The organism is Ensifer sp. R-19, assembly GCF_049905105.1.
Lineage (GTDB): Bacteria > Pseudomonadota > Alphaproteobacteria > Rhizobiales > Rhizobiaceae > Ensifer.
The window spans coordinates 256114-278085 of the sequence record NZ_CP184569.1; the positions used below are offsets into that span (position 1 = coordinate 256114).

Genomic DNA, 21972 nt, shown 5'->3' on the forward strand with positions numbered 1-21972 from the left:
AGGAATTTGCGCCGGATGCGATTTTCGCGAACCGGACAATGGGAGGAAATGAGCATGAAGATCCTGAAGTCACTGATGGTCACGGCCGCGGTTTCGCTGGCGCTGATGGCCAATGCCGCGCATGCGGAAAACAAGAAGATCGCGCTCGTCGTCAAGGCGCTCGGCATCGGCTTCTTCGAAGCCGCCAACAAGGGCGCCCAGGAAGCCGCCAAGGAACTGGGCGACGTCGAGGTGATCTACACCGGCCCGACCTCGACCACCGCCGAGGGCCAGATCGAGGTGATCAACTCGCTGATCGCCCAGAAGGTCGATGCGATCGCCGTTTCGGCCAACGACACGGACGCCCTGGTGCCGGCGCTGAAGAAGGCGATGGACCGCGGCATCAAGGTCATCTCCTGGGACAGCGGTGTCGCCAAGGATGGCCGGTTGATGCACCTCAACCCGTCGTCGAACCCGCTGATCGGCAACATGATCATCAAGCTTGCCGCCGACAACCTGCCTGAGGGCGGCGACGTCGCCGTGCTCTCGGCTTCCGCGACCGCGACCAACCAGAACACCTGGATCGCCGAGATGAAGAAGGTCCAGGGCAACTACAAGGGCATCAACGTCGTAACAACCGTCTATGGCGACGACCTTGCCGACAAGTCCTATCGCGAAACGCAAGGCCTCATTCAGTCCTATCCGAACCTGAAGGCGATCATCGCGCCGACCTCGGTCGGCATCGTCGCAGCCGCTCAGGCCGTTACCGATGCGGGCAAGATCGGCCAGATCAACGTAACGGGCTTGGGCCTTCCCTCGGAAATGGCCGGCCACGTCAAGTCGGGCGCTTCCAAGTCCTTCGCCATCTGGAACCCGATCGACCTCGGCTATTCCGCAACGATGATCGCCTATGATCTGATCGGCGGTGCCGAAGCCAAGCCCGGCGCGGAACTGAAGATGGGCCGTATGGGTGCCGTCAAGCTCGACGACAACAATGAAGGCGCGATGGCCGACCCGTTCGTCTACGATGCCAAGAACGTCGAGGAATTCGCCAAGATCTTCTGATCTGGCGAACGACCAAACCGGCGTCGCCCCTCATCCGCGCGGTGAGGGAAGGGCCCCTCATCCGCCTGCCGGCACCTTCTCCCCGCAGGCGGGGAGAAGGGACAAGCGGCAACCGTTCGCTCCTCTTCCACGTCAAGGAGGGAGGAGAGCGGCGTCCTCGTTCCCTCTCCCCGCGCGCGGGGAGAGGATTAGTCCTCGGGTTAAACCCGAGGAGAGGGGCATTTGCAGACTGCGGTGCCCTAGATGTCAGGCACATAGATCAGGCGGAACGGAACTTGCTCCAAGATACGCTCACATCGCGGATGAAGCCCGCCATCGCGCTCGAGGGGATTTCGAAGTCCTTCCCCGGCGTCAAGGCGCTCTCCGACGTTTCGCTGTCGCTCTATCCGGGATCGGTGACCGCGCTGATCGGCGAAAACGGCGCCGGAAAATCGACGCTGGTGAAGATCCTGACCGGCATCTATCAGCCGGATGGCGGCGCGATCCGCGTTGCGGAGCAGGAGGTCCATTTCCCGACGGCACTTGCTGCAGCGCGTGCCGGCGTCACCGCGATCCACCAGGAAACCGTGCTTTTCGACGAGCTCTCGGTCGCCGAAAACATCTTCCTCGGCCATGCACCGCGCAATCGCTTCGGCCTGATCGACTGGAAGAAGCTCAATACTGATGCGCGCGCGTTGCTTGCGCGCGCCGGTGCCGATCTCGATCCGACGATCCGCCTGCGTGATCTCGGCATTGCCAAGAAACATCTCGTCGCGATCGCCCGCGCGCTTTCCGTCGATGCCCAGGTGGTCATCATGGACGAGCCGACCGCCGCGCTGTCGCACAAGGAGATCCACGAGCTCTATGCGCTCGTCGAGCGGTTGAAGGCTGACGGCAAGGCGATCCTCTTCATCAGTCACAAGTTCGACGAGATCTTCCGCATTGCCGATCGCTACACCGTCTTCCGCGATGGAACGATGGTGGATGAGGGCCTGATTGCCGATGTCAGCCAGGACGAACTGGTGCGCCTCATGGTCGGCCGCGCCGTCGGTTCGGTCTACCCGAAGAAGGAAGTGGTGATCGGCGCGCCGGTGCTCACCGTTTCGGGCTACCGCCACCCGACCGAGTTCGAGGACATCAATTTCGAGCTTCGCCGCGGCGAGATCCTCGGTTTCTACGGTCTCGTCGGCGCCGGCCGATCGGAATTCATGCAGTCGCTGATCGGCGTCACCCGGCCTTCCGCTGGTGCGGTCCGGCTCGATGGCGAGGTGCTCGTGATCCGCAGCCCCTCCGAGGCGATCCGCAGCGGCATCGTCTATGTGCCCGAAGAGCGCGGCCGCCAGGGCGCGATCATCGGATTGCCGATCTTTCAAAACGTCACCTTGCCGTCGCTGTCGCGCACCTCGCGCTCGGGCTTCCTGAAACTTGCCAACGAGTTCGCGCTCGCCCGCGAGTACACCGCGCGCCTCGATCTGCGTGCTGCTTCGCTCGACCAGGATGTCGGCACGCTCTCGGGCGGCAACCAGCAGAAGGTCGTCATCGCCAAGTGGCTGGCGACCAAACCGAAGGTGATCATTCTCGACGAGCCGACCAAGGGCATCGACATCGGCTCCAAGGCGGCCGTGCACGCCTTCATGAGCGAGCTTGCGGCTCAAGGCCTCAGCGTCATCATGGTCTCCTCGGAAATCCCGGAGATCATGGGCATGTCCGACCGCGTCATCGTCATGCGTGAGGGGCGGATCGCCGGGCGCTTCGAGCGTGTCGATCTGACGGCCGAAAAGCTGGTGCGTGCCGCTGCCGGCATTCAGGAGGCCGCGTGATGGCGAAGTTTCTCAAGAATCGTGAGCTTCTGCTCGTTGGCGCGATTGCCGTACTGCTCGCGCTGATCACCTGGCGCTTCCCGCCCTTCGTCGCACCCGCCAATCTCGCGCGTGTCTACAACGACACCTCGATCCTCATTATCCTGGCGCTCGGCCAGATGGCGGTGATCCTGACGCGCTGCATCGACCTTTCGATGGCTGCCAACCTGGCGCTCTCCGGCATGGTCGCGGCGATGCTGAACGCTGCTTTTCCGGGCCTGCCGATCCCACTGATCATGCTCGCCGCGATCGCGCTCGGCGCGTTGCTCGGTATGATCAACGGCGCGCTCGTCTGGAAACTCGATATTCCGCCGATCGTCGTGACACTCGGCACGCTCACTATCTATCGCGGCCTGATCTTCCTCTTGACCGACGGCAAGTGGATCAACGCGCACCAGATGAGTGATGCATTCAAGGCGCTGCCGCGCGACGCGCTCTTCGGCTTCCCGGTTCTTTCCTGGCTGTCGCTGGTCGTGATCGCGCTGATGTTCCTACTCATGAGCCGCACCGCCCTCGGCCGCGCCTTCTATGCGGTCGGCGGCAATCCGCATGCGGCCGTCTATACCGGCATCGATGTCGGCCGCACCCGCTTCTCGGCCTATTGCCTTTCGGGTGCGCTCGCCGGGCTTTCCGGCTATCTCTGGGTGTCCCGTTATGCGGTCGCCTATGTCGACATCGCCGCCGGCTTCGAGCTCGACATCATCGCGGCCTGTGTCATCGGCGGCATCTCGATCGCCGGCGGCATCGGTACCGTGGCGGGCGCGGTGCTCGGCGCGCTGTTTCTCGGCGTGATCAAGAACGCCCTGCCGGTCATCAACATCTCGCCCTTCGCCCAGATGGCGATCTCGGGCATGGTCATCATCATCGCCGTTGCCGTCAACGCCCGCGCCGAGCGGCGCAAGGGCCGCGTCATCCTGAGAAAGGCGGAGGCTGTCTGATGGCCGAGACTCACCTTACCCCACGGCATATCCCCGATCGGCTGGAAGGCCGCGGCGCGCGATTGCTGAAGAGCTGGGAGAGCCTGCTGCTTGTTGTCGCCTGTCTGATCTTCCTCGGCAACTCGCTGGCGTCTCCCTACTTCCTCGATCCGTGGAACCTCTCGGACGCCACCTTCAACTTCACCGAAAAGGCGATGATCGCTTTTGCCATGGCGCTGGTGATCATCTCCGGCGAGATCGATCTGTCGGTGGCCTCGATCATCGCGCTTGCCTCGACGGCGATGGGTTATGCCGTCCAGCTCGGCTTCGACACGCCGGCGCTGGTGGCGATCGGCCTCTCAGTGGGCCTCATTTGCGGCGCGGTCAACGGCCTGTTGATCACTGGTCTCGGGCTGCCGTCGATCGTGGTGACCATCGGCACCATGAGCCTCTTCCGCGGGCTCTCCTTCATCATTCTCGGCGACCAGGCCTTCACCGGTTATCCCGACAGTTTCTCCTGGTTCGGCCAGGGCTATGTCTGGTGGGTGTTCTCCTTCGAGTTCACGCTGTTCGTCATCCTCGCGGTCGTCTACGGCGTCGTTCTGCACAAGACCAATTTCGGCCGCGCGGTCTATGCCATTGGCAACAATCAGACTGCAGCGCTTTTTTCCGGCATCCGGGTCGCGCGCATCAAGTTTATCCTCTTCCTGCTTACCGGTCTGATGGCGGGGCTCGCCTCGATCTGCCTGACCTCGCGCCTCGGCTCGACCCGTCCGTCGATCGCGCTCGGCTGGGAGCTCGAAGTGGTGACGATGGTGGTGCTCGGAGGCGTCAACATTCTCGGTGGCTCCGGAACCATCCCCGGCGTCGTGCTCGCGGCGCTGATCATGGGCATGGTGACCTTCGGCTTCGGCCTTCTCAACGTGCCCGGTATCGTCATGTCGATCTTCATCGGCCTGCTGCTGATCTCGGTCATCGCACTCCCCATTCTCTGGCGGCGTGCCCGCCGCCGTCTCGCGCATTGAGGTTTCGATGGAAAAATACGCCTTCCGCATGCGGCTGAACCCAGGCATGGCGGCCGAATACAAGGCGCGGCACGATGCCATCTGGCCGGAGCTGGCGGCGCTCCTGAAGGAGGCGGGCGTCTCCGACTATTCCATCCATCTGGACGAGGAGACCAGCCTGCTCTTCGGCGTTCTCTGGCGCACGGACGACCACCGAATGGCCGACCTGCCGTCCCATCCCGTCATGCGGAAATGGTGGGCCTATATGGCCGATATCATGGAGACCAAGGCCGATAACGAGCCGGTGGCGGTGCCGCTCAAAACCGTCTTCCAAATGGACTGATCGGATGCGGGTCGTTTGCGTCATCGATATCGGCAAGACCAATGCGAAGGTCGCGGCCGTCGATCTCGAACGGTTCGAGGAGATCGCCGTCCGCAAGACGGCGAATGCGGTGCTAACTTCCGGTCCCTATCCGCATTTCGATATCGAGCACCTCTGGGCCTTCCTGCTTGAGAGCCTCGCGGCGCTTAACGCCGAACACGCTTTCGAGGCAGTCTCCATTACCACCCATGGCGCGACAGCGGTCGTGCTCGATGCTGCAGGCCACCTTGCGCTACCGGTGCTGGACTATGAATACGCCGGACCCGACAGCCTTGCCGCCGAATATGATGTGGCGCGGCCCCCGTTTTCAGAGACTGGCTCTGCACGCTTGCCTATGGGCCTCAATGTCGGCGCGCAACTCTATTGGCAGCAGAAGACCTTTCCGGATGATTTTGCGCGGGTCGCGTCGATCCTCACCTATGCGCAATACTGGACCTATCGCCTGACCGGCGTTCTCTCAAACGAACTGACGTCGCTCGGTTGTCATACCGATCTTTGGAACCCGCGAGCCGGCACGTTCTCGTCTCTGGTCGAACGCCAGGGCTGGAGGCCACTCTTTGCGCCGGTTTTGAAGGCGAGCGATATCGCCGGTGCCTTGCGACCGGAAGTCTGTGCCGCAACCGGCATTGCGCCTGATACACCCGTCTATTGCGGCATTCATGATTCCAACGCATCGCTGCTCCCGCATCTGCTGACGCGCGCTTCGCCATTCTCGGTCGTTTCGACCGGAACCTGGGTCGTCATGCTGGCGGTCGGCGCAGAGCCGAAGGCGCTCGACGAACATCGCGACACGCTCATCAATGTCAACGCGCTCGGCGAGCCCGTGCCCTCGGCCCGCTTCATGGGCGGCCGCGCCTTCCAGCTTCTGCTGGGGGAGGGGTCGGTTCCCGCATCGCCGGATGTGGAAGAGACGGTCGCCAAGGCCGGCCACATGCTGCTGCCGTCCATTCCCGAGGGGTCTGGTCCCTTTCCGGCTTCGAAGGCGATCTGGACGACCGACGAACAGGCGCTTGGCGCCGCTGAGCGTTTTGCCGTCGTCTCGTTTCACCTGGCGCTGATGACGGCCACCTGCCTCGATCTGATCGGCGCGCGCGGGGAGGTCGTCGTCGAGGGACCGTTTGCCGCAAACAAGGCCTATCTGCGCATGCTCGCAGCGGCGACCGGAAGGCCGGTCTTCGCCGATCCCCAGAATGTTACGGGCACGAGCCTCGGTGCAGCCTGCCTCGTCGAGGGATCGAGGGTCAGGACCGGGATCGAGCCGGTTGCGGGCGAGGTTCCCGAGAGCTTCGTCATCTATGCGCAGGCATGGCGCGAGGCGGCACTCAAGCATACAGGCAAAGAAAAGCGGCCATAGAACATTCGCTCACGGCCGCAAAATGCTTGGCTGTATCAGGAAGATACGGGCCTCAGCCCGCTCAAAACACAGAGCTGCGCTTTGCCGATCGGTTATGCTCGATGTTGAGCACGATCGATACTGCCATCATTGTCAGGATTGCTGTGAGTGCGGCGCCAATACCAAGAACAATCATTGTTCGTTTCCTGTAAGCGCATCATCATGATGTCGCCTTGCCTAGATCACGATGATTTGGGTCGCAGCGACTCCAATCATAAACGTGATCGATTTCTTACTAGTTAGAGCGGGATGCGGGAGGAAAACCGCACACACTTTTCCTCATCCCGCTCTTGCGAAGGTTTCTTCGCGCATTGAGCGCCCACTTCACTTTCGCTTCGATACGCGAGCGCAAGTCGAAGTACAATTCTAAACTCTTGTGAGTGAGAACCTGTTGTAATCCAGGGGCTTTATTACAGTTCTGTTGCGGTGCAAAAATGGCCCGCGAAAACACCCTGCGAATTTTAGTGAATCCGATTAGAGGCGAGGGACCGTTAACCTTCAAGCAAGGAATTAACCATAAACATGGTCCCACACGTCGGAATGGGATAATTCACAAGTCTCCTCAAGGCATGATGCCGCCCCGCCGTACCGGTTCCGGTCCGGTATCCATTCTTCACCGAATTTACTTGCGGGATGAACGATAGCAGACGCTGCTGGCGGGGGCTGATCTCATCGATGTGGCGTGCACGTCCGGTGGACTGTGGCTCCCCTTGAACCTCCCCAGGCAAATTCGAAAACGCGCATTACCCGGGGATCAGCGTTGAGGCAGGAAGCATCGTCAGAACAGGCAAGGAAGGGCCAGGCAGGCAGCCTGCTGGAGCGCTTGCGTTTTGCCGGGCTCGACAACGAGAGCTGCAACCGCGTCCGGGATCATAGACAAAAGCTTCATCCCCGCATCGACAAGGCGCTTCGCGACCTCTTCCAGCGCCTCCAGACCTATCCCGATGCCGCCCGCCATTTCGACAGCGACCGCCAGATCGATCGCCTTCAGGACCTTCAATCGTCGCACTGGAACGTGCTGACGGACGCGCGTTTCGACGGGCTCTATGCCGAGCGCGTCAAGGTGCTCGCCGACACGGCAAGCCGCATGGGTCTCGATCCGCGCTGGCAGATGGCCAGCCATGCGGTCGTGCTCGAGCATCTGCTCGTCGGTCTCATCGAAGAGGCCTGGCCGAGATCTTTCCTGCCGATGGGCAAGGCGCGCCGCCGCGAGCTCTGCGACCTCGTCGCGGCGCTGGTGCGCACCGTCTTCGTCGACACCGAGATCGGTGTTTCGCTCCGTTTCAATGCCCTGCGCCAGCAGCACCAGCGGCAGCTGACCGAGCAGCGCAGCGCCGACGAACAGGAAGTCAAGGCGCTCTTCGGCGACTTTGCCGAGAGTCTGAGCCAGGGCGATCTTGGTGCGCGGCTGCCGGAAGCGGCAGCGGAAGCCTACCAGCCGATCGTCGCCAGTCTGAATGCCGCGCTGGAACAAATTCAACAGAGCCTGCAGGCATCTGACCACCACAACCGTTCCGCCGAAGCTCTGGTCGATCGCATGCGCGGAAACGCGGCTGCCTTCTCGGACAAGGCGAGTGTGGAAGCCGATGCGCTGTCCGGGCAGCTTGCAGCACTTGCCGACATGGCTGGACGCATGGCGAGCGGCTCCGGCCGCATCAGCGCCACGGAAACGAAGGCCAACGAAACCCGCATCGCCGTCGAGCGCAGCGGCGAAATCGCCGGCCAGGCAATCAGCGCCATGGCCGACATCGAGGCATCGGCTGAAAAGATCGGCCAGATCATCGGCGTGATCGACGAGATCGCCTTCCAGACCAATCTGCTGGCGCTCAATGCCGGCATCGAAGCGGCGCGGGCTGGCGACAGCGGTCGCGGCTTTGCCGTCGTCGCCCAGGAAGTGCGCGCCCTCGCGCAGCGCTCCGGTGAGGCGGCCCGCGAAATCAAGCAGCTCGTCTCCGGCACCAAGGCGCAGGTCGAAACCGGCGTCGAGATCGTCGGCCGCACGCAGGACGCGATCAGCAGCATCGTCGACCAGGTCACGTCGATCAATTCGGCCGTTTCCGGCATCGCCCGCGAAGCGGAGCAGCAGGCCGGCGACCTCCGGGGCGTCGCCGCCGAGATCGGCACGATCTCGCAGGGCGTGCAGGCAAGTGCTGCCCTGGCGGGAGAAACCGCGCGTTCGTCGGACGATCTCCACACCGTCATCGTCGAGCTTGGCGAAACCATCCGTCGGTTCCGTTTGGAGCGGCGTCATCCTGTTTCGTCAGCTGCCGGTCGCGAACCGAGCCGGCCGGCCCTGGGCGTGATTGCCGAAGAGCCGGGAATGCCGCTGTTTGACGAAGGGCCGCAGCGGCAGCTCGCCGGCTGGCAGCGCTGATCCCCAGGGCATTCAAGAGTTACAGTCGAGGAAGACAGGAATGGCCAGCAAGAAGACCGCTCAGAAGACGCTCAGCCTCGCTCCGGTGTTGGACCTGAACGAGGCGACGGCGTTGCACGAGAAGCTGCTCGCTCTGAAAGGCAGCGACATCGTGATCGACGCTTCGGCGGTCGAGCGGGTGGGCACGCTTTGTGTCCAGGTGCTGATGGCCGGCGCCAAGACCTGGGAAGAGGATCATTTGTCTTTCACCTTCAGCAAGGTGTCGGACGCTTTCGAGAAAACGACACAGCTCATCGGGGTCGAGATCGATCATCTGGTGGCAAAGGAGATTTGAGAAATGAAGAAGCGAGTTCTGACGGTCGACGACTCCCGGACGATCCGAAACATGCTGCTGGTCACGCTGAACAATGCCGGGTTCGAAACGATCCAGGCCGAGGACGGCGTCGAGGGACTTGAGGTTCTGGAAGAAGCCAACCCCGATGTGATCGTCACCGACATCAACATGCCGCGTCTCGACGGTTTCGGTTTCATCGAAGGCGTGCGCAAGAACGATCGCTACCGCGCCATTCCGATCCTGGTGCTGACCACCGAAAGCGATGCGGAAAAGAAGAACCGCGCGCGCCAGGCGGGGGCAACGGGCTGGATCGTCAAGCCGTTCGACCCGACCAAACTCATCGATGCAATTGAGCGCGTAACGGCCTGAAGTCCGGGGATAGCCTCCAATGGATATGAACGAAATCAAAGAGATCTTCTTCCAGGAGTGCGAGGAGCAACTCGCCGAACTGGAGTCGGGTCTGCTGAAGCTCAATGACGGCGACCGCGACCCGGAAACGGTCAATGCGGTGTTCCGCGCGGTGCACTCGATCAAGGGCGGCGCTGGCGCCTTTGGGCTCGACGACCTCGTCTCCTTCGCGCATGTGTTCGAGACGACCCTTGATTGCGTTCGTTCCAACCGGCTCGATCCCGGTCCGGAGGTTCTGAAGGTCATGCTGAAGTCGGCCGACGTGCTCGCCGACCTCACCAATGCCGCTCGTGACGGCGGCAGTGTCGACGAGGCGCGCAGCCGCCAACTGATCAAGGAGCTTGAGGCTTTGGCGAACGGCGAAGTGCCGCAAGCGTCGGCAGCCGCCCCAGCGCCCGTCGAAGTGGTTGCCAAGCCCGTTGCCGCCGTGGCCCCGCCGCCGGTCAACGACGAAGGCTTCCAGCCTGTCGCTTTCTCCTTTGACGACTTCGACGCTGCCGAAGAACCGCCGCTGATGGAAATGCCCACCTACGAGATCGTCTTCAAGCCGAAGTCCGATCTCTATGCCAAGGGCAATGAGGCAACGCTGCTTCTGCGCGACCTCTCCCGCCTTGGCGAAATGAGCATCCATTGCGACATGGGCGCACTGCCGACGCTCGAGCGGCTGAACCCGGAGAGCGCCTATTTCTCCTGGAAGATCCAGCTTGCGACCGACAAGGGCGAGGACGCGATCCGCACCGTCTTCGAATTCGCCGAGTGGGATTGCGACCTGGAGATTTCCCTGGTCGAAGACGAGGCTACGCAGTCGGGCGAAGAGCTGCCGATGCAGCCGGTGCCTTTCGATCTTTCGATCCTTGATGATGAGCCGGCGGTTTCGGTCGGTGTCGTCGAGGAGGAAGAACAGCTCGCGTCCCGACAGCAGGACATCCGCAACGCCGCCGTTTCGGCCGCAGGCACCGCCAGCAACGTGCTGCAGATGGCGCAATCCGCAGCCCGCGCCCCGGCCGAGAAGGCAGCACCCGCCGCCAGTGCTGCGGCCCAGAGCGCTGCCGCCCAGCAGGCCGCCGCATCGGCCGGCACGCCGACGATCCGCGTCGATCTCGACCGTGTTGATCGCCTGATCAACCTCGTCGGCGAACTGGTCATCAACCAGGCGATGCTCTCGCAGAGCGTCGTCGAGAACGACGCCAACGGCACGTCCTCGATCAACATGGGTCTCGAAGAGCTGCAGCAGCTCACCCGCGAGATCCAGGATTCGGTGATGGCGATCCGCGCGCAGCCGGTGAAGCCGGTGTTCCAGCGCATGTCGCGCATCGTTCGCGAAATCGCCGACATGACCGGCAAGTCGGTGCGCCTCATCACGGAAGGCGAGAACACCGAGGTCGACAAGACGGTCATCGACAAGCTCGCCGAGCCGCTGACCCACATGATCCGCAACGCGGTCGACCACGGCCTCGAAACGCCGGAGAAGCGACTTGCCGCCGGCAAGAGCGCTGAAGGCACGGTGCGCCTGACGGCCAAGCATCGCTCTGGCCGCATCGTTATCGAGCTTGCCGACGACGGCGCTGGCATCAACCGCGAGAAGGTCCGCCAGAAGGCGATCGACAACGACCTGATCGCAGCCGACGCAAATCTCTCGGACGAAGAGATCGACAACCTGATCTTCCACGCCGGCTTCTCGACGGCCGACAAGATCTCCGACATCTCCGGCCGCGGCGTCGGCATGGACGTGGTCAAGCGCTCGATCCAGGCGCTCGGTGGCCGCATCAACATCTCCTCGAAGCCGGGTCACGGTTCGGTCTTCACCATGAGCCTGCCGCTGACGCTCGCCGTGCTCGACGGCATGGTGGTCACCGTCGCCAACCAGACGCTCGTCGTGCCGCTGACCGCGATCGTCGAGACCCTGCAGCCGGAAGCTTCGGCAATCCATTCCTTCGGCTCCAACCAGCGGCTGATCTCGATCCGCAACTCCTTCTGCCCGCTCGTCGACGTCGGCCGCATCCTGAATTTCCGCGCCATCCAGGCGAACCCGGTCGAGGGCGTAGCACTTCTGGTGGAATCGGAAGGTGGCGGTCAGCGTGCGCTGATGGTCGATGCGATCCAGGGGCAGCGCCAGGTGGTGATCAAGAGCCTCGAGGCCAACTACACCCACGTGCCGGGCATCGCTGCGGCGACCATTCTCGGCGACGGCCGCGTGGCGCTCATCCTCGATGTCGACGCGATCGTCGCCGCCTCGCGCGGGCAATCGCTGAAGCCTGAAATGTCACTTGCTGCAGTCGGATAATGACAATGACCTATGCCGCAAAAAATCTGACGGCGGACGGACGGGAGCTGATCGCTTTCCGCGTCGGCGCTCAGGAATTCTGCGTGAACATCATGTCGGTGCGCGAGATCCGTGGCTGGACGCCCGCAACGCCGATGCCGCATGCGCCACTCTACGTGCTCGGCGTGATCAATCTGCGTGGTGCCGTGTTGCCAATCATCGATCTTTCGGCCCGGCTCGGCATGAAGCCGGCCGAACCGACCGTGCGTCACGTCATCATCGTTGCGCAGGTCAAAAGCCAGGCCGTCGGTCTCCTGGTCGATGCCGTCTCCGACATCCTGACCATCACCAATGACAAGATCCAGCCGACACCCGACGTCGTCTCCTCGGAGTTCGAGAAGAGCTTCGCCCGCGGTGTGCTGGCGATCGAGGGCCGGATGATCTGCCTCATAGAACTGGAAGCAATCTTCCCGCAGGAAGAAAGGGAAGCGGCATGAGGAACCAGGTTGCATTCGAACAGAAGCCGTCGCCGGACGAGTGCCTGGCCAGCGGCGAGTATCCATTGACCCGCCGCGATCTCGCCGAGATCGCCGCGATGATCTATGCGGATGCCGGCATCTATCTCAATGAAAGCAAGGCGTCGCTCGTCTATTCGCGTCTGTCGAAGCATATCCGCAATCTCGGGCTTAGGGGCTTCCGAGATTATTGCCAGCTGGTCGCTTCGCCCGCCGGCGCCGCCGCGCGCCGCGACATGCTTTCGCACCTGACCACCAACTTCACGCGGTTCTTCCGTGAGAACCACCATTTCGAGCACCTGAAGACCGAAGTGTTGCCGGAGCTGATCGCACGCGCCAAGGCCGGCGGCCGGGTGCGTATCTGGTCGGCGGCCTGCTCGGACGGGCAGGAGCCCTATTCGATCGCGCTGACGGTTCTGTCGCTGCTGCCGAACGCGGCCGACTACGACTTCCGCATCCTTGCGACCGACATCGATCCGAAGATCCTGGCGCTCGCCCGCGCCGGCGCCTATGACGCGACCGCGCTTGAAACCGTCAACCCGGCGATGCGCAAGCAATGGTTCTCCGAGGTCAATGCCGGCGGCCGCTTCAAGTGGCAGGTCGACGATCGGGTCAAGCGCCTGATCACCTTCAACGAGCTGAACCTGATGGCGCAGTGGCCGTTCAAGGGTCCGTTCGACGTCATTTTCTGCCGCAACGTCGTCATCTATTTCGACGAACCGACGCAGATGAAGATCTGGTCGCGCTTCGCCGGCATGCTGAACACTGACGGTCATCTTTATATAGGCCATTCCGAGCGCGTGTCGGGTGACGCCAAGTCGCACTTCGACAACATCGGCATCACCACCTACCGCCATACCGGCAAGTTTCATGGAGGACGGGCATGACCGCTCCCGCTCGTGTTCTCGTCGTTGACGACTCGGCCACCATGCGTGGCCTGATCACCGCTGTCCTGAACGCCGACCCTGATGTGACCGTCGTTGGCCAGGCGGCCGACGCCATGGAAGCGCGCCAGGCGATCAAGCAGCTCGACCCCGATGTCGTCACGCTCGACATCGAAATGCCGAACATGAACGGCCTCGAATTCCTCGACAAGATCATGCGGCTGCGACCGATGCCGGTCATCATGGTCTCGACGCTGACACACAAGGGCGCGGAGGCGACGATCGCCGCCCTCGAAATCGGTGCCTTCGATTGCGTCGGCAAGCCGCACCCGGGCGACCCGCATCCCTTCGCCGGTCTGGTCGACAAGGTGAAGGCGGCAGCCCGCTCGCAGCGCAAGTTCATCATCACCGGCAACAAGATCGCGGCCTCTCCCGCTGCCGCCAACGCGAACACGGCTTCGGAATACCGGGCCGGCCGCAAGATCATCGCCATCGGTGCGTCGACCGGCGGCGTTGAAGCGCTGATCACGGTGTTGCAGAAGTTCCCGGCCAATTGCCCGCCGACCGTCATCACGCAGCACATGCCGCACACCTTCACCAAGAGCTTTGCCGAGCGGTTGAACCGCCTGTGCGCGCCGACGGTGCAGGAGGCGACGGATGGTGCGCGGCTCGAAATCGGCAAGGTCTACCTGGCACCCGGTGGCGAGCGTCATCTGCAGGTCGCGAACGCGACGGCACCCTGCTGCCGCCTGGTCGATCGCGAACCGGTCAACGGACATCGGCCGTCGGTAGATGTGCTGTTTGATTCCGTTGCTGAACTCGCCGGCCGCAACGCGATCGGCGCCATTCTGACCGGCATGGGGCGCGATGGCGCCTCCGGTCTCCTGAAAATGCGGCATGCCGGGGCAAAGACCTTCGGACAAAACGAAAAGACATGTGTCGTCTACGGCATGCCGAGAGTCGCCTATGAATTGGGCGCCGTTGAAACCCAGCTCCCCCTCGGTTCCATCGGGGAGGAGGTCCTGAAAGCAGCGGCGCTCCGCAAGGAAGGAAGCGAATAATGTCCATCGCCGAAAAAATCAAAGTTCTGATCGTTGACGATCAGGTGACGAGCCGCCTGCTGCTGGGTGATGCCCTGCAGCAGCTCGGTTTCAAGCAGATCACCGCCGCCGGTGACGGGGAGCAGGGCATGAAGATCATGGCCCAGAACCCGCACCATCTAGTGATCTCCGACTTCAATATGCCGAAGATGGATGGTCTTGGCCTCTTGCAGGCGGTCCGTTCCAACCCGGCGACCAAGAAGGCGGCCTTCATCATCCTGACGGCCCAGGGCGATCGTGCCCTCGTCCAGAAGGCGGCGGCCCTCGGTGCCAACAACGTGCTCGCCAAGCCCTTCACCATCGAAAAGATGAAGGCGGCGATCGAAGCCGTATTCGGGGCGCTCAAATGAACATGGAAGCCGCCGGCAAGCGCGTGCATGTCATCCAGGGCGAGTACAAGGTCTTCAACGATCCCAATATCGTGCTGTCGACCATTCTCGGCTCCTGTGTGGCGGCATGTATGCGCGATCCCGTGGTCGGTGTCGGCGGCATGAACCATTTCCTGCTGCCAGGTTCCGCGACGTCGCCCGCTTCCGGCGGCGACGCGACCCGCTACGGGGTCCATCTCATGGAACTCCTGATCAACGGACTGCTGAAGCAGGGCGCGCGTCGAGATCGTCTTGAAGCCAAGATCTTTGGCGGCGCCAAGACGATCGCGCGTTTCTCCAATGTCGGCGAACAGAATGCCGCTTTCGCACGGCAGTTCCTGCTCGACGAAGGCATCCGCATCGTCGGCGAAAGCACCGGCGGCGAGCACGGTCGCAAGCTCGAGTATTGGCCGTCCAGCGGCCGGGCCCGGCAATATGCCCTGACCGGCGTCGAGACGCAGCGCACCGTACAGATGGAGGAGCGTCCGGTCATCGCGCCGAAGCCGGCCGAAAGCTCGATCGAATTCTTCTGATCCTGCGAGGCAGGCGCCTCGCAGGCCGCAAATACGACCTTCTACCGAAGCCCCGAGCCACGTGAGACATACCAATGCAGACCGACTACCAGGGCCACATGCCGCACGTGGAAGAAGCACTGCCCGAAGTGCTGATGCGCATCGTCACCGAGCTGCATGACGTCGCCTATCTGATCGAACGGATCGAACCGCAGCTGGCAGGTGATGAGGGGGCCGATGCGCTCGCCAATCCGGACAAGATGATGCTGCTGCAGGGCATCGACCTCGCCGTGCAGAAGACGCGTGGCCTGGCGGAATTCATCGACACCATAACGGCGTCGATCCCCGACGACTGGCTCGTCGACGTGACCACCGCCGTCAGTCTCGTCAAGCTTGCCGATATGAAGAAGGCACTTGGCAACGGCATGTTGCGCCACGGCCACTCCCAGCCGCTGACCAAGGCAGCGGGTGATTTCGAGGCGTTCTGACGCTCGTCGGAAGTCTGTGCGACGCACGAATCTGTCAATAGCGCCGCAAAATCAGCGGCTTGCGGCGCGCAGACCAGCGCTCCGCTCATGCCGCTTACCCCGGATATTCGCCTTCACGGGCTCTCATCAGTCAGTGGATAACTCTACCGATGCGTCCATTCGATCGGCGACCCGAGCCGATCAAGCCAATTTCGCGCAAGTTTCGTTTCCTACGGTCCCGATCGGGGCTGGTAGATTCGCGCGCATTGGAAGTCGATACAAAGCATGTCGATACCCAGCATACCCGAATGTTGGAACTGCGCAGGGCGTTTGGCCGATGACCGGCTTGAAAGCTCTGCGATACTGGGTGCGGAAACAGAATGAGTCTGTTGGATCAACTCTCGACGGTCACGAAGAACCTGAGCAATCTTGGGCAGGGCAAGCTGATCGCGCTGGCGGCAGCCGGCATGGTCGCGGTCGGCCTTGTGCTCGGGGCGGGCATTTACGTCAACAGACCCTCGTTCGAAACGCTCTATGTCGGGCTCGAACGCAGCGATGTCACCCAGATCAGCATCGCGCTGGCTGAGGCCAATATCGATTTCAATGTCGGCTCCGATGGCGCCAGCCTCCAGGTTCCCGTCGGCATGACGAGCAAGGCCCGCCTGCTCCTCGCCGAGCGTGGCCTACCGAGCAGTGCCAATGCCGGCTACGAACTCTTCGACAATGTCGGTTCGCTCGGCCTCACCTCCTTCATGCAGGAAGTGACGCGGGTGCGTGCCCTCGAAGGCGAAATCGGCCGCACCATCCAGCAGATCTCCGGCATCGCCGCCGCCCGCGTCCACATCGTGATGCCGGAGCGCGGCAGCTTCCGCAAGGCGGACCAGAACCCCACAGCCTCGGTCATGATCCGCGCCAGCGCCACCGTTGGCCGCAGCGCCGCCGCCTCGATTCGCCATCTCGTCGCCTCTTCCGTACCGGGGCTCGACGTCGATGACGTGACGGTGCTTGATTCGACCGGACAATTGCTCGCCTCCGGCGACGATCCGGCCAACAGCGCTCTCAACCAGTCGCTCGGCGTCGTCCAGAACGTGCAGACCGAGCTCGAGAAGAAGATCGACAACGCGCTGGCGCCCTTCCTCGGAATGGACAATTTCCGTTCGAGTGTCACCGCGCGGCTGAACACCGATACCCAGCAGATCCAGGAAACGGTCTTCGATCCGGAATCGCGGGTTGAACGCTCCACGCGCGTGACCAAGGAAGAGCAGAAGTCCAGCCAGCAGCAGCCGGACAATGCCGCGACCGTCCAGCAGAACATTCCTCAGGCTGCCCCGAGCGGCGGCGCCGGCCCGAAGTCGAGCGACGAGGCCGAGAAAAAGGAAGAGCAGACCAACTACGAGATCAACAGCAAGACGATTGCTACCGTCAAGAACAGCTACACGATCGAACGCCTCTCCATTGCGGTCGTCGTCAACCGTGGCCGACTGGCCGCGATGGTCGGCGAGCCGGCCGACCAGGCGAAGATCGACGCCTATCTGCAGGACATGCAGAAGATCGTCGCTTCCGCTGCCGGCCTCGATACGAACCGCGGCGACGTCGTGACCCTGACCGCCATGGACTTCGTCGAAACGCAATTGCTCGATCAGGCCGTCGCTGGCCCCGGCGTGATGGAAACCCTGACCCGCAACCTCGGCGGCATCATCAATGCCCTTGCCTTTATCGTGGTGGCCGCACTGGTCGTCTGGGGCATGCGGCCGCTCGCCCGCCAGCTCGGGTTTGGCAGCACTGCCGGCCAGCTGGAAGGCGAAGCCGCCGGTCTCGAACTGCCCGACTTCTCTCCGGCCAATGCTGGTGCCGGCGGGGCGCTCATGGAAGGCTTCGGGTCGGACTTCGGCTTCGACAGCACCGACGACCTGCTCAATATGGGCGAAGACGGTGGCTTCAACCGCCGCGTCAAGGAAGGCCCGGAAAGGCGCCTGGCCCGGATGGTCGAGATCAGCGAAGAACGCGCGGCGAAAATCCTGCGCAAATGGGCCCTCGACAAGGCCGCCTGATACCGCCGCAGCCCTGCCGCAATCAGACAGATCCCGCCCGTGTGGCGGGATTTGTGTTTGTGGCGTCGCTCCCGCACGTCAGGCGGCGTCGTTCATGTCCGGGCCAAATATTGTGAGAGTCTGGGCGCGTCCGCCGCCACTGCCGCAAATTTGCTTCAAGTTTCGAAGTGAGGCCGCTGAGTCCTGTGGGAGCCGAGAATGGTAATATTTTAACGATATCTTAATTTATAGATTCGTCTCGCGCGCATGGCGTGCATTTGGTGCGGTCATCTACTATGCCGGATTCCAGCTATACCTAGTCAAACTGAAATATAACTTCGCATTCACTCAGATTTATTCTGAATATTTCACAATTTATATATCGGTAAAATGAGAAGAAGCCGAAAAACTCCTGATGCATTTCAGCCACAGCTGTGAAAACAAAGTATAATTTCTTCGGGTTCTAATTTTCGAATTTCGGCAATAAGCGCCCGTTTGTTGGGCAAAACCACGCCAATAGCGCTGTCCAGGATCGCGGCTGACGCACGGGAACGGCAGGTTTTCAAGTAGAAATGCGTTGTCTATCAATGTGTTGTGCCTTGGCAAAGGCGATGAACGTCATTGGGCAGAACATGCGAGGCCCATCTGGGCCGATTCGGTCTATGCACAGGATGTGAAGTAAATAGCCAGAACAGGGCGGTGGTATTTTTCTCGTGCCGATGTACATTTTTAACAGTTGATTCGCGTCCTGATCTGCGACTGGTGGTAATATTCGGCTTCGGCCGGCTGTTGGCGGCGACAGTGCAAGTGCAGTTCCGGGATGTGAATCCGGCACGGGGGCTGAACTCATGGACATTTCGCAAGCAGACATTGCTGTCTGGCCTTTGCCGACGGCACCGACACGTGCACGCGGCGGCGGTTTCTCGCGCGAGCAACTTTTGCGAAGGCTGGGGGAAGTCGCCGGTCGGGGCGGTCTTGGCAGCGGTCTGTCGGCGCTGACCGAATATGTCGGCGCGAGCCACTATCTTCTGGCGCGCTATGACATCTCGCAGGACAACGGGCTCGATTTCGTGGTCTGTTCCGATTGGCCCTTCGACGTGGTGCGGCGCCTCTCCGGCGTCGTCACGTCGCTCCACGCCAAGACGACCGAGCTTGAAAAATGCCTGGCGGTGCTGCAGCCGTGCTTCTACGCGCTGCCCGATGACATCGACCTGCCGCGCGGTATCAGCCGCGAATATTGTGCGGTCACCTTCAACGTCGGACGGCTGCGCTTCTCGCTGATGCTGCTCATGCCGGAAGACGTGATCCTGTCGCAGGAGAGCCTGCGAGACGTCACGCTGCTTGCGGGCTACCTCGCAAGCTTCACGACGCGCGCCGAAGTCCGGCACGATCGAGACTTCGAGTTGACGGAGCGCGAGCTCGAATGCCTCTTCTGGATCGCCGAGGGCAAAACCAGCGAAGAGATCGCGGTGATCCTCGGAATTTCGCGCAACACCATCAATAACTACATCACCAGCGTCATGCGCAAGACCGCGACCAGGACGCGATCGGAAGCGATAGCTTACGCGGTGCGCAACAATCTTGTGTGAGGAACGGGCGCGATGACGCATTTTCTCGGTGGTGGGCGGATCGACGACGACCACAAGCTCGCCCGGCAGGGCAACCGCGCCGCACGCGCCGCGACCCTGGTCACGCGTCTTCAAGCGATGCAGCGGCAGATCAATGCCAAGCATTTCGCCGTGCTGCGCCTCAGCGGTAAAGGCACGGCCCGAAAACTGACCTGCGTCCTCGACAACTGGGGTCTCACGGCCGAAGCGAACGCGCATGATCTCATAACCGCCTATGGCGAAGAACTGGTTGCCCATCTCGATCAATCCCTGCTGCCGGTGCTTTGGAACGGGACAGGGGAGCATCAGGCAGCGGAAGTCTCGGAACTCGCGCCCTTTGCGTATCGGTTGAAAGTGCGCAAGCTTGCCTATTCGGGCATAGCCTTTCCTGTCAGGCTCGGCGCCCAGGGCAACGGCTACGTCATCTTCGCCGGCAGCTATATCGATGCCTCGACCGAACAGGTGGTGGATCTGCATGGTCGCAGCTGCATGATCATGACCGACCTGCTGGCCGCCGATGAAAAGCGCATGGCGCCGGCCGAAACCTTGAGTGACCGCGAGATCGCCTGCCTGCAGATGGCGGGCGACGGCCATATCAGCGAAGAGATTGCCGAGCGCATGGGCCTCTCCGTCCATACGGTCAACGCCTATCTGGGCGCGGCGACGACCAAGCTCGATTCGGTCAACCGCATCCAGGCGATCGCCAAGGCGATCCGCCTTGGCTACATCAGCTAAGCGCATTCAGCGCCGGCGCCATCTGCAGAATACTGGGGCGCAGGCGCGGTTCTTTTAGCTTGCGAGCGGCAGTTCGTAGGATTTGATGAATTTTGCGTCCACCAGGCTCCGCGCCAGGAAGGCCGTGTTCTCGTCCGGGTCGGCCGACGGGTTCTGGAAACTGATATGGCTGATCTCGATGCCGGCCGTCTCGTTGCCAAGGGACAGGCGGACATAGATGGTGACACCGCGGGGCTTGAGCTCCAGGTCGAGGACGATTTCCGGCTCGCAATCCCAATCGAGATTGTAGTTGCCGCCGAGCCCGAAGTTGACCGTACCGGGCAGAAAGTAAAGTTCTGCCGCGGATTCGACGAGATCGGCGAGGCTGGCGTAGGATTCGAACCGCAAGAGGGCGATGAAATCGGCGGCGTCGATGAGCCGCAGTTCGGTCGCCACAGGGCGGATTGCTTCAGCTACGATCTGTTCCCGCTTCTCGGAGAATTCGCACTTTTTCATCGGAGTTATGTCATCCGTTTTGGTTGCGACGCATGCACCCTGTGAATGAGCTCGGCAACAGCCTTGTAAAACACGGGTGGAATCACACTATCGACCGAGACTTGTGCAAACATGGAGCGTGCAAGTGGCGGATCCTCGAAGACGGGTATGCCATTTTTCTCTGCAATTTCACGGATTTTCAGGGCAACCAGGTCCTGGCCCATCGCCACGACGATGGGCGCGTCGCTTTCCTCGCGGACATAACGCAACGCGACCGCGTAGTGAGTCGGGTTGGCGATCACCAGCGTGGCACGCGGTACGGACGAGATCATCCGCTTGCGCGCCCGGTCACGCTGCATCGAACGCAGGCGCGATTTGACGATCGGGTCGCCCTGGGCCTGCTTCATTTCCTCCTTCACTTCCTGCTTGGTCATCATCAGTTCGGTGTACCAATGGTGCCGTGACCAGAAGAGGTCGGCGATCGCCAGAACCGCGGTCGCAAACAGGATGACGATCATGATCTCGTTGAGATCGTTCGCCATCGTCGAAAACATCGTGATCGGGTCGGAGAACATCAGGTCGAGCGTCGCGAAGTAGTTGTTCCACAGCACCAGCACGACGACGACGGAGACGATGATGATCTTGAACAGCGACTTGCCGAACTCGACCAGTCCCTGCACGCCGAAGATGCGCTTGAGCCCGCCCATCGGCGAAATACGGTTCAGCTTCGGCTGGACGCGGTCGAGAACCGGTCGTGGCAGGTTCTGGAAGATCGAGGAGCCGACACCGAAGAGGATGAGCAGCACGAAGGCCGGAACGACCAGCGCGGTCGATTTCCATGCGAGATGGGTGATGAGCGCCACCACGTCGGTCGAATTTTCCAGCCGCCAGGCTTCGGGCTGCTCGAAGATGTCCTTGAGGGCCTCGGCCATCGTGCTGACGCCGTCGGCGAGGAAGAAGACGAAGAAGATGTAGATCGCGAGCGTCGAGGCGAACATCGTCGCCTCGCGGGAGAAGGGCACGTTACCCTTCTCGGCAGCGTCGGAGATCTTCTTCTCTGACGGGGCCTCTGTTTTGCTGTCTTTATCCTGATCATCAGACATGAAGCAGGAAGGCTCCGGTTACATCTGGGCAGCGTCGATCGCGTTTGCTGCAGCGCCGTGCGCCCGGTCAGGAGCGCAAAGGTCGTTGCAACACGTCGAGCTTCTGCGTGCTCCTCAAATCGAGGCCGATCCAAGGAAAATGCAGTAGTGAACCCGGAAGGCAGGGCAGGCAAGCGTTGAGCCCCGGCATTCGCCAGGGCTCAACAGGAAATACGGTGAG

21 protein-coding genes are annotated in these 21972 nt (G+C 61.9%); 19 read left to right on the forward strand and 2 right to left on the reverse strand.

Translation table 11 applies throughout. The features are described from left to right. Positions 1–54: 54 nt before the first annotated feature. The 19 genes from rhaS to visR all read left to right on the forward strand — a co-directional run bounded on the left by rhaS (position 55) and on the right by visR (position 20175). Positions 55–1044, forward strand: coding sequence for a rhamnose ABC transporter substrate-binding protein (gene rhaS / locus ACN9MO_RS01205; RefSeq protein ID WP_057248265.1), 990 nt, complete (start codon positions 55–57; stop codon positions 1042–1044). A 302-nt stretch (positions 1045–1346) separates the two neighbouring features. Further along, on the forward strand, positions 1347–2843 hold the full coding sequence (locus ACN9MO_RS01210; RefSeq protein WP_113132118.1) for a sugar ABC transporter ATP-binding protein: 1497 nt from the start codon (positions 1347–1349) through the stop codon (positions 2841–2843). Beyond that, positions 2840–3820: an ABC transporter permease gene (locus ACN9MO_RS01215; RefSeq protein WP_093231943.1), complete on the forward strand. Its 981-nt coding sequence runs from the start codon at positions 2840–2842 to the stop codon at positions 3818–3820. Before ACN9MO_RS01210 ends, ACN9MO_RS01215 begins: the two co-directional genes overlap by 4 nt. Next, positions 3820–4824 carry an ABC transporter permease gene (locus ACN9MO_RS01220; RefSeq protein ID WP_113132119.1) on the forward strand — a complete coding sequence of 335 codons (1005 nt, stop codon included), beginning with the start codon at positions 3820–3822 and terminating at the stop codon, positions 4822–4824. The genes ACN9MO_RS01215 and ACN9MO_RS01220 overlap by 1 nt, the downstream gene beginning before the upstream one ends. 7 nt (positions 4825–4831) lie before the next feature. Beyond that, positions 4832–5146: an L-rhamnose mutarotase gene (gene rhaM / locus ACN9MO_RS01225; protein ID WP_113132120.1), complete on the forward strand. Its 315-nt coding sequence runs from the start codon at positions 4832–4834 to the stop codon at positions 5144–5146. Positions 5147–5150: 4 nt separating this feature from the next. After that, entirely contained in the window at positions 5151–6539 is a 1389-nt protein-coding gene (locus ACN9MO_RS01230; protein ID WP_113132121.1) for an FGGY-family carbohydrate kinase, read from the forward strand. A 799-nt stretch (positions 6540–7338) separates the two neighbouring features. Beyond that, a complete protein-coding gene (locus ACN9MO_RS01235) occupies positions 7339–8952 on the forward strand; it encodes a globin-coupled sensor protein (protein ID WP_113132123.1) in 1614 nt (537 codons plus the stop codon). A 40-nt stretch (positions 8953–8992) separates the two neighbouring features. Continuing rightward, positions 8993–9286 (forward strand): STAS domain-containing protein, encoded by a 294-nt coding sequence (locus ACN9MO_RS01240; protein ID WP_065372388.1) that lies wholly within the window; start codon positions 8993–8995, stop codon positions 9284–9286. A 3-nt stretch (positions 9287–9289) separates the two neighbouring features. Next, positions 9290–9655 (forward strand): response regulator, encoded by a 366-nt coding sequence (locus tag ACN9MO_RS01245; protein ID WP_025425897.1) that lies wholly within the window; start codon positions 9290–9292, stop codon positions 9653–9655. Positions 9656–9674: 19 nt separating this feature from the next. Beyond that, a complete protein-coding gene (locus ACN9MO_RS01250) occupies positions 9675–11978 on the forward strand; it encodes a chemotaxis protein CheA (protein WP_113132124.1) in 2304 nt (767 codons plus the stop codon). 5 nt (positions 11979–11983) lie between these two features. Then, entirely contained in the window at positions 11984–12454 is a 471-nt protein-coding gene (locus ACN9MO_RS01255; protein ID WP_093231946.1) for a chemotaxis protein CheW, read from the forward strand. Next, positions 12451–13359 (forward strand): protein-glutamate O-methyltransferase CheR, encoded by a 909-nt coding sequence (gene cheR, locus ACN9MO_RS01260; RefSeq protein ID WP_113132125.1) that lies wholly within the window; start codon positions 12451–12453, stop codon positions 13357–13359. Before ACN9MO_RS01255 ends, cheR begins: the two co-directional genes overlap by 4 nt. Then, the gene (locus ACN9MO_RS01265) at positions 13356–14417 is read left to right on the forward strand and encodes a protein-glutamate methylesterase/protein-glutamine glutaminase (RefSeq protein WP_113132126.1); all 1062 of its coding nucleotides are present in this window, start codon (positions 13356–13358) and stop codon (positions 14415–14417) included. Before cheR ends, ACN9MO_RS01265 begins: the two co-directional genes overlap by 4 nt. After that, positions 14417–14806, forward strand: a complete 390-nt coding sequence (locus ACN9MO_RS01270; protein ID WP_025425902.1) for a response regulator — start codon at positions 14417–14419, stop codon at positions 14804–14806. The genes ACN9MO_RS01265 and ACN9MO_RS01270 overlap by 1 nt, the downstream gene beginning before the upstream one ends. Continuing rightward, positions 14803–15357 carry a chemoreceptor glutamine deamidase CheD gene (gene cheD, locus ACN9MO_RS01275; RefSeq protein WP_093231948.1) on the forward strand — a complete coding sequence of 185 codons (555 nt, stop codon included), beginning with the start codon at positions 14803–14805 and terminating at the stop codon, positions 15355–15357. The genes ACN9MO_RS01270 and cheD overlap by 4 nt, the downstream gene beginning before the upstream one ends. Positions 15358–15431: 74 nt before the next feature. After that, positions 15432–15824 carry a chemotaxis protein CheT gene (gene cheT / locus ACN9MO_RS01280; RefSeq protein WP_065372393.1) on the forward strand — a complete coding sequence of 131 codons (393 nt, stop codon included), beginning with the start codon at positions 15432–15434 and terminating at the stop codon, positions 15822–15824. Between the two features lie 359 nt (positions 15825–16183). Continuing rightward, positions 16184–17854 carry a flagellar basal-body MS-ring/collar protein FliF gene (gene fliF / locus ACN9MO_RS01285; RefSeq protein ID WP_058323552.1) on the forward strand — a complete coding sequence of 557 codons (1671 nt, stop codon included), beginning with the start codon at positions 16184–16186 and terminating at the stop codon, positions 17852–17854. A gap of 827 nt (positions 17855–18681) precedes the next feature. Beyond that, positions 18682–19422: a transcriptional regulator VisN gene (gene visN, locus ACN9MO_RS01290; protein WP_058323551.1), complete on the forward strand. Its 741-nt coding sequence runs from the start codon at positions 18682–18684 to the stop codon at positions 19420–19422. A gap of 12 nt (positions 19423–19434) precedes the next feature. After that, positions 19435–20175, forward strand: coding sequence for a transcriptional regulator VisR (visR, locus tag ACN9MO_RS01295; RefSeq protein ID WP_113132127.1), 741 nt, complete (start codon positions 19435–19437; stop codon positions 20173–20175). 54 nt (positions 20176–20229) lie between these two features. Here visR and ACN9MO_RS01300 read toward each other — a convergent pair whose 3' ends face one another. Beyond that, complete coding sequence (locus ACN9MO_RS01300; protein WP_057248200.1) at positions 20230–20670, reverse strand: hypothetical protein; 441 nt, start codon at positions 20668–20670, stop codon at positions 20230–20232. 5 nt (positions 20671–20675) lie between these two features. Continuing rightward, a complete protein-coding gene (gene flhB, locus ACN9MO_RS01305; RefSeq protein WP_113132128.1) occupies positions 20676–21752 on the reverse strand; it encodes a flagellar biosynthesis protein FlhB in 1077 nt (358 codons plus the stop codon). Between the last annotated feature and the right edge of the window lie 220 nt (positions 21753–21972).

Bases quoted from the DNA above. Each gene is read 5' to 3' on its own strand.
- ACN9MO_RS01230 (WP_113132121.1), top strand. From the start codon at position 5,151: ATGCGGGTCGTTTGCGTCATCGATATCGGCAAGACCAATGCGAAGGTC.
- rhaM (WP_113132120.1), top strand. From the start codon at position 4,832: ATGGAAAAATACGCCTTCCGCATGCGGCTGAACCCAGGCATGGCGGCC.
- ACN9MO_RS01265 (WP_113132126.1), top strand. From the start codon at position 13,356: ATGACCGCTCCCGCTCGTGTTCTCGTCGTTGACGACTCGGCCACCATG.
- ACN9MO_RS01255 (WP_093231946.1), top strand. From the start codon at position 11,984: ATGACCTATGCCGCAAAAAATCTGACGGCGGACGGACGGGAGCTGATC.
- cheT (WP_065372393.1), top strand. From the start codon at position 15,432: ATGCAGACCGACTACCAGGGCCACATGCCGCACGTGGAAGAAGCACTG.
- ACN9MO_RS01245 (WP_025425897.1), top strand. From the start codon at position 9,290: ATGAAGAAGCGAGTTCTGACGGTCGACGACTCCCGGACGATCCGAAAC.
- cheD (WP_093231948.1), top strand. From the start codon at position 14,803: ATGAACATGGAAGCCGCCGGCAAGCGCGTGCATGTCATCCAGGGCGAG.
- ACN9MO_RS01210 (WP_113132118.1), top strand. From the start codon at position 1,347: ATGAAGCCCGCCATCGCGCTCGAGGGGATTTCGAAGTCCTTCCCCGGC.
- visN (WP_058323551.1), top strand. From the start codon at position 18,682: ATGGACATTTCGCAAGCAGACATTGCTGTCTGGCCTTTGCCGACGGCA.
- ACN9MO_RS01220 (WP_113132119.1), top strand. From the start codon at position 3,820: ATGGCCGAGACTCACCTTACCCCACGGCATATCCCCGATCGGCTGGAA.
- ACN9MO_RS01240 (WP_065372388.1), top strand. From the start codon at position 8,993: ATGGCCAGCAAGAAGACCGCTCAGAAGACGCTCAGCCTCGCTCCGGTG.
- rhaS (WP_057248265.1), top strand. From the start codon at position 55: ATGAAGATCCTGAAGTCACTGATGGTCACGGCCGCGGTTTCGCTGGCG.
- ACN9MO_RS01250 (WP_113132124.1), top strand. From the start codon at position 9,675: ATGGATATGAACGAAATCAAAGAGATCTTCTTCCAGGAGTGCGAGGAG.
- cheR (WP_113132125.1), top strand. From the start codon at position 12,451: ATGAGGAACCAGGTTGCATTCGAACAGAAGCCGTCGCCGGACGAGTGC.
- ACN9MO_RS01300 (WP_057248200.1), bottom strand. From the start codon at position 20,670: ATGAAAAAGTGCGAATTCTCCGAGAAGCGGGAACAGATCGTAGCTGAA.
- visR (WP_113132127.1), top strand. From the start codon at position 19,435: ATGACGCATTTTCTCGGTGGTGGGCGGATCGACGACGACCACAAGCTC.
- flhB (WP_113132128.1), bottom strand. From the start codon at position 21,752: ATGTCTGATGATCAGGATAAAGACAGCAAAACAGAGGCCCCGTCAGAG.
- fliF (WP_058323552.1), top strand. From the start codon at position 16,184: ATGAGTCTGTTGGATCAACTCTCGACGGTCACGAAGAACCTGAGCAAT.
- ACN9MO_RS01270 (WP_025425902.1), top strand. From the start codon at position 14,417: ATGTCCATCGCCGAAAAAATCAAAGTTCTGATCGTTGACGATCAGGTG.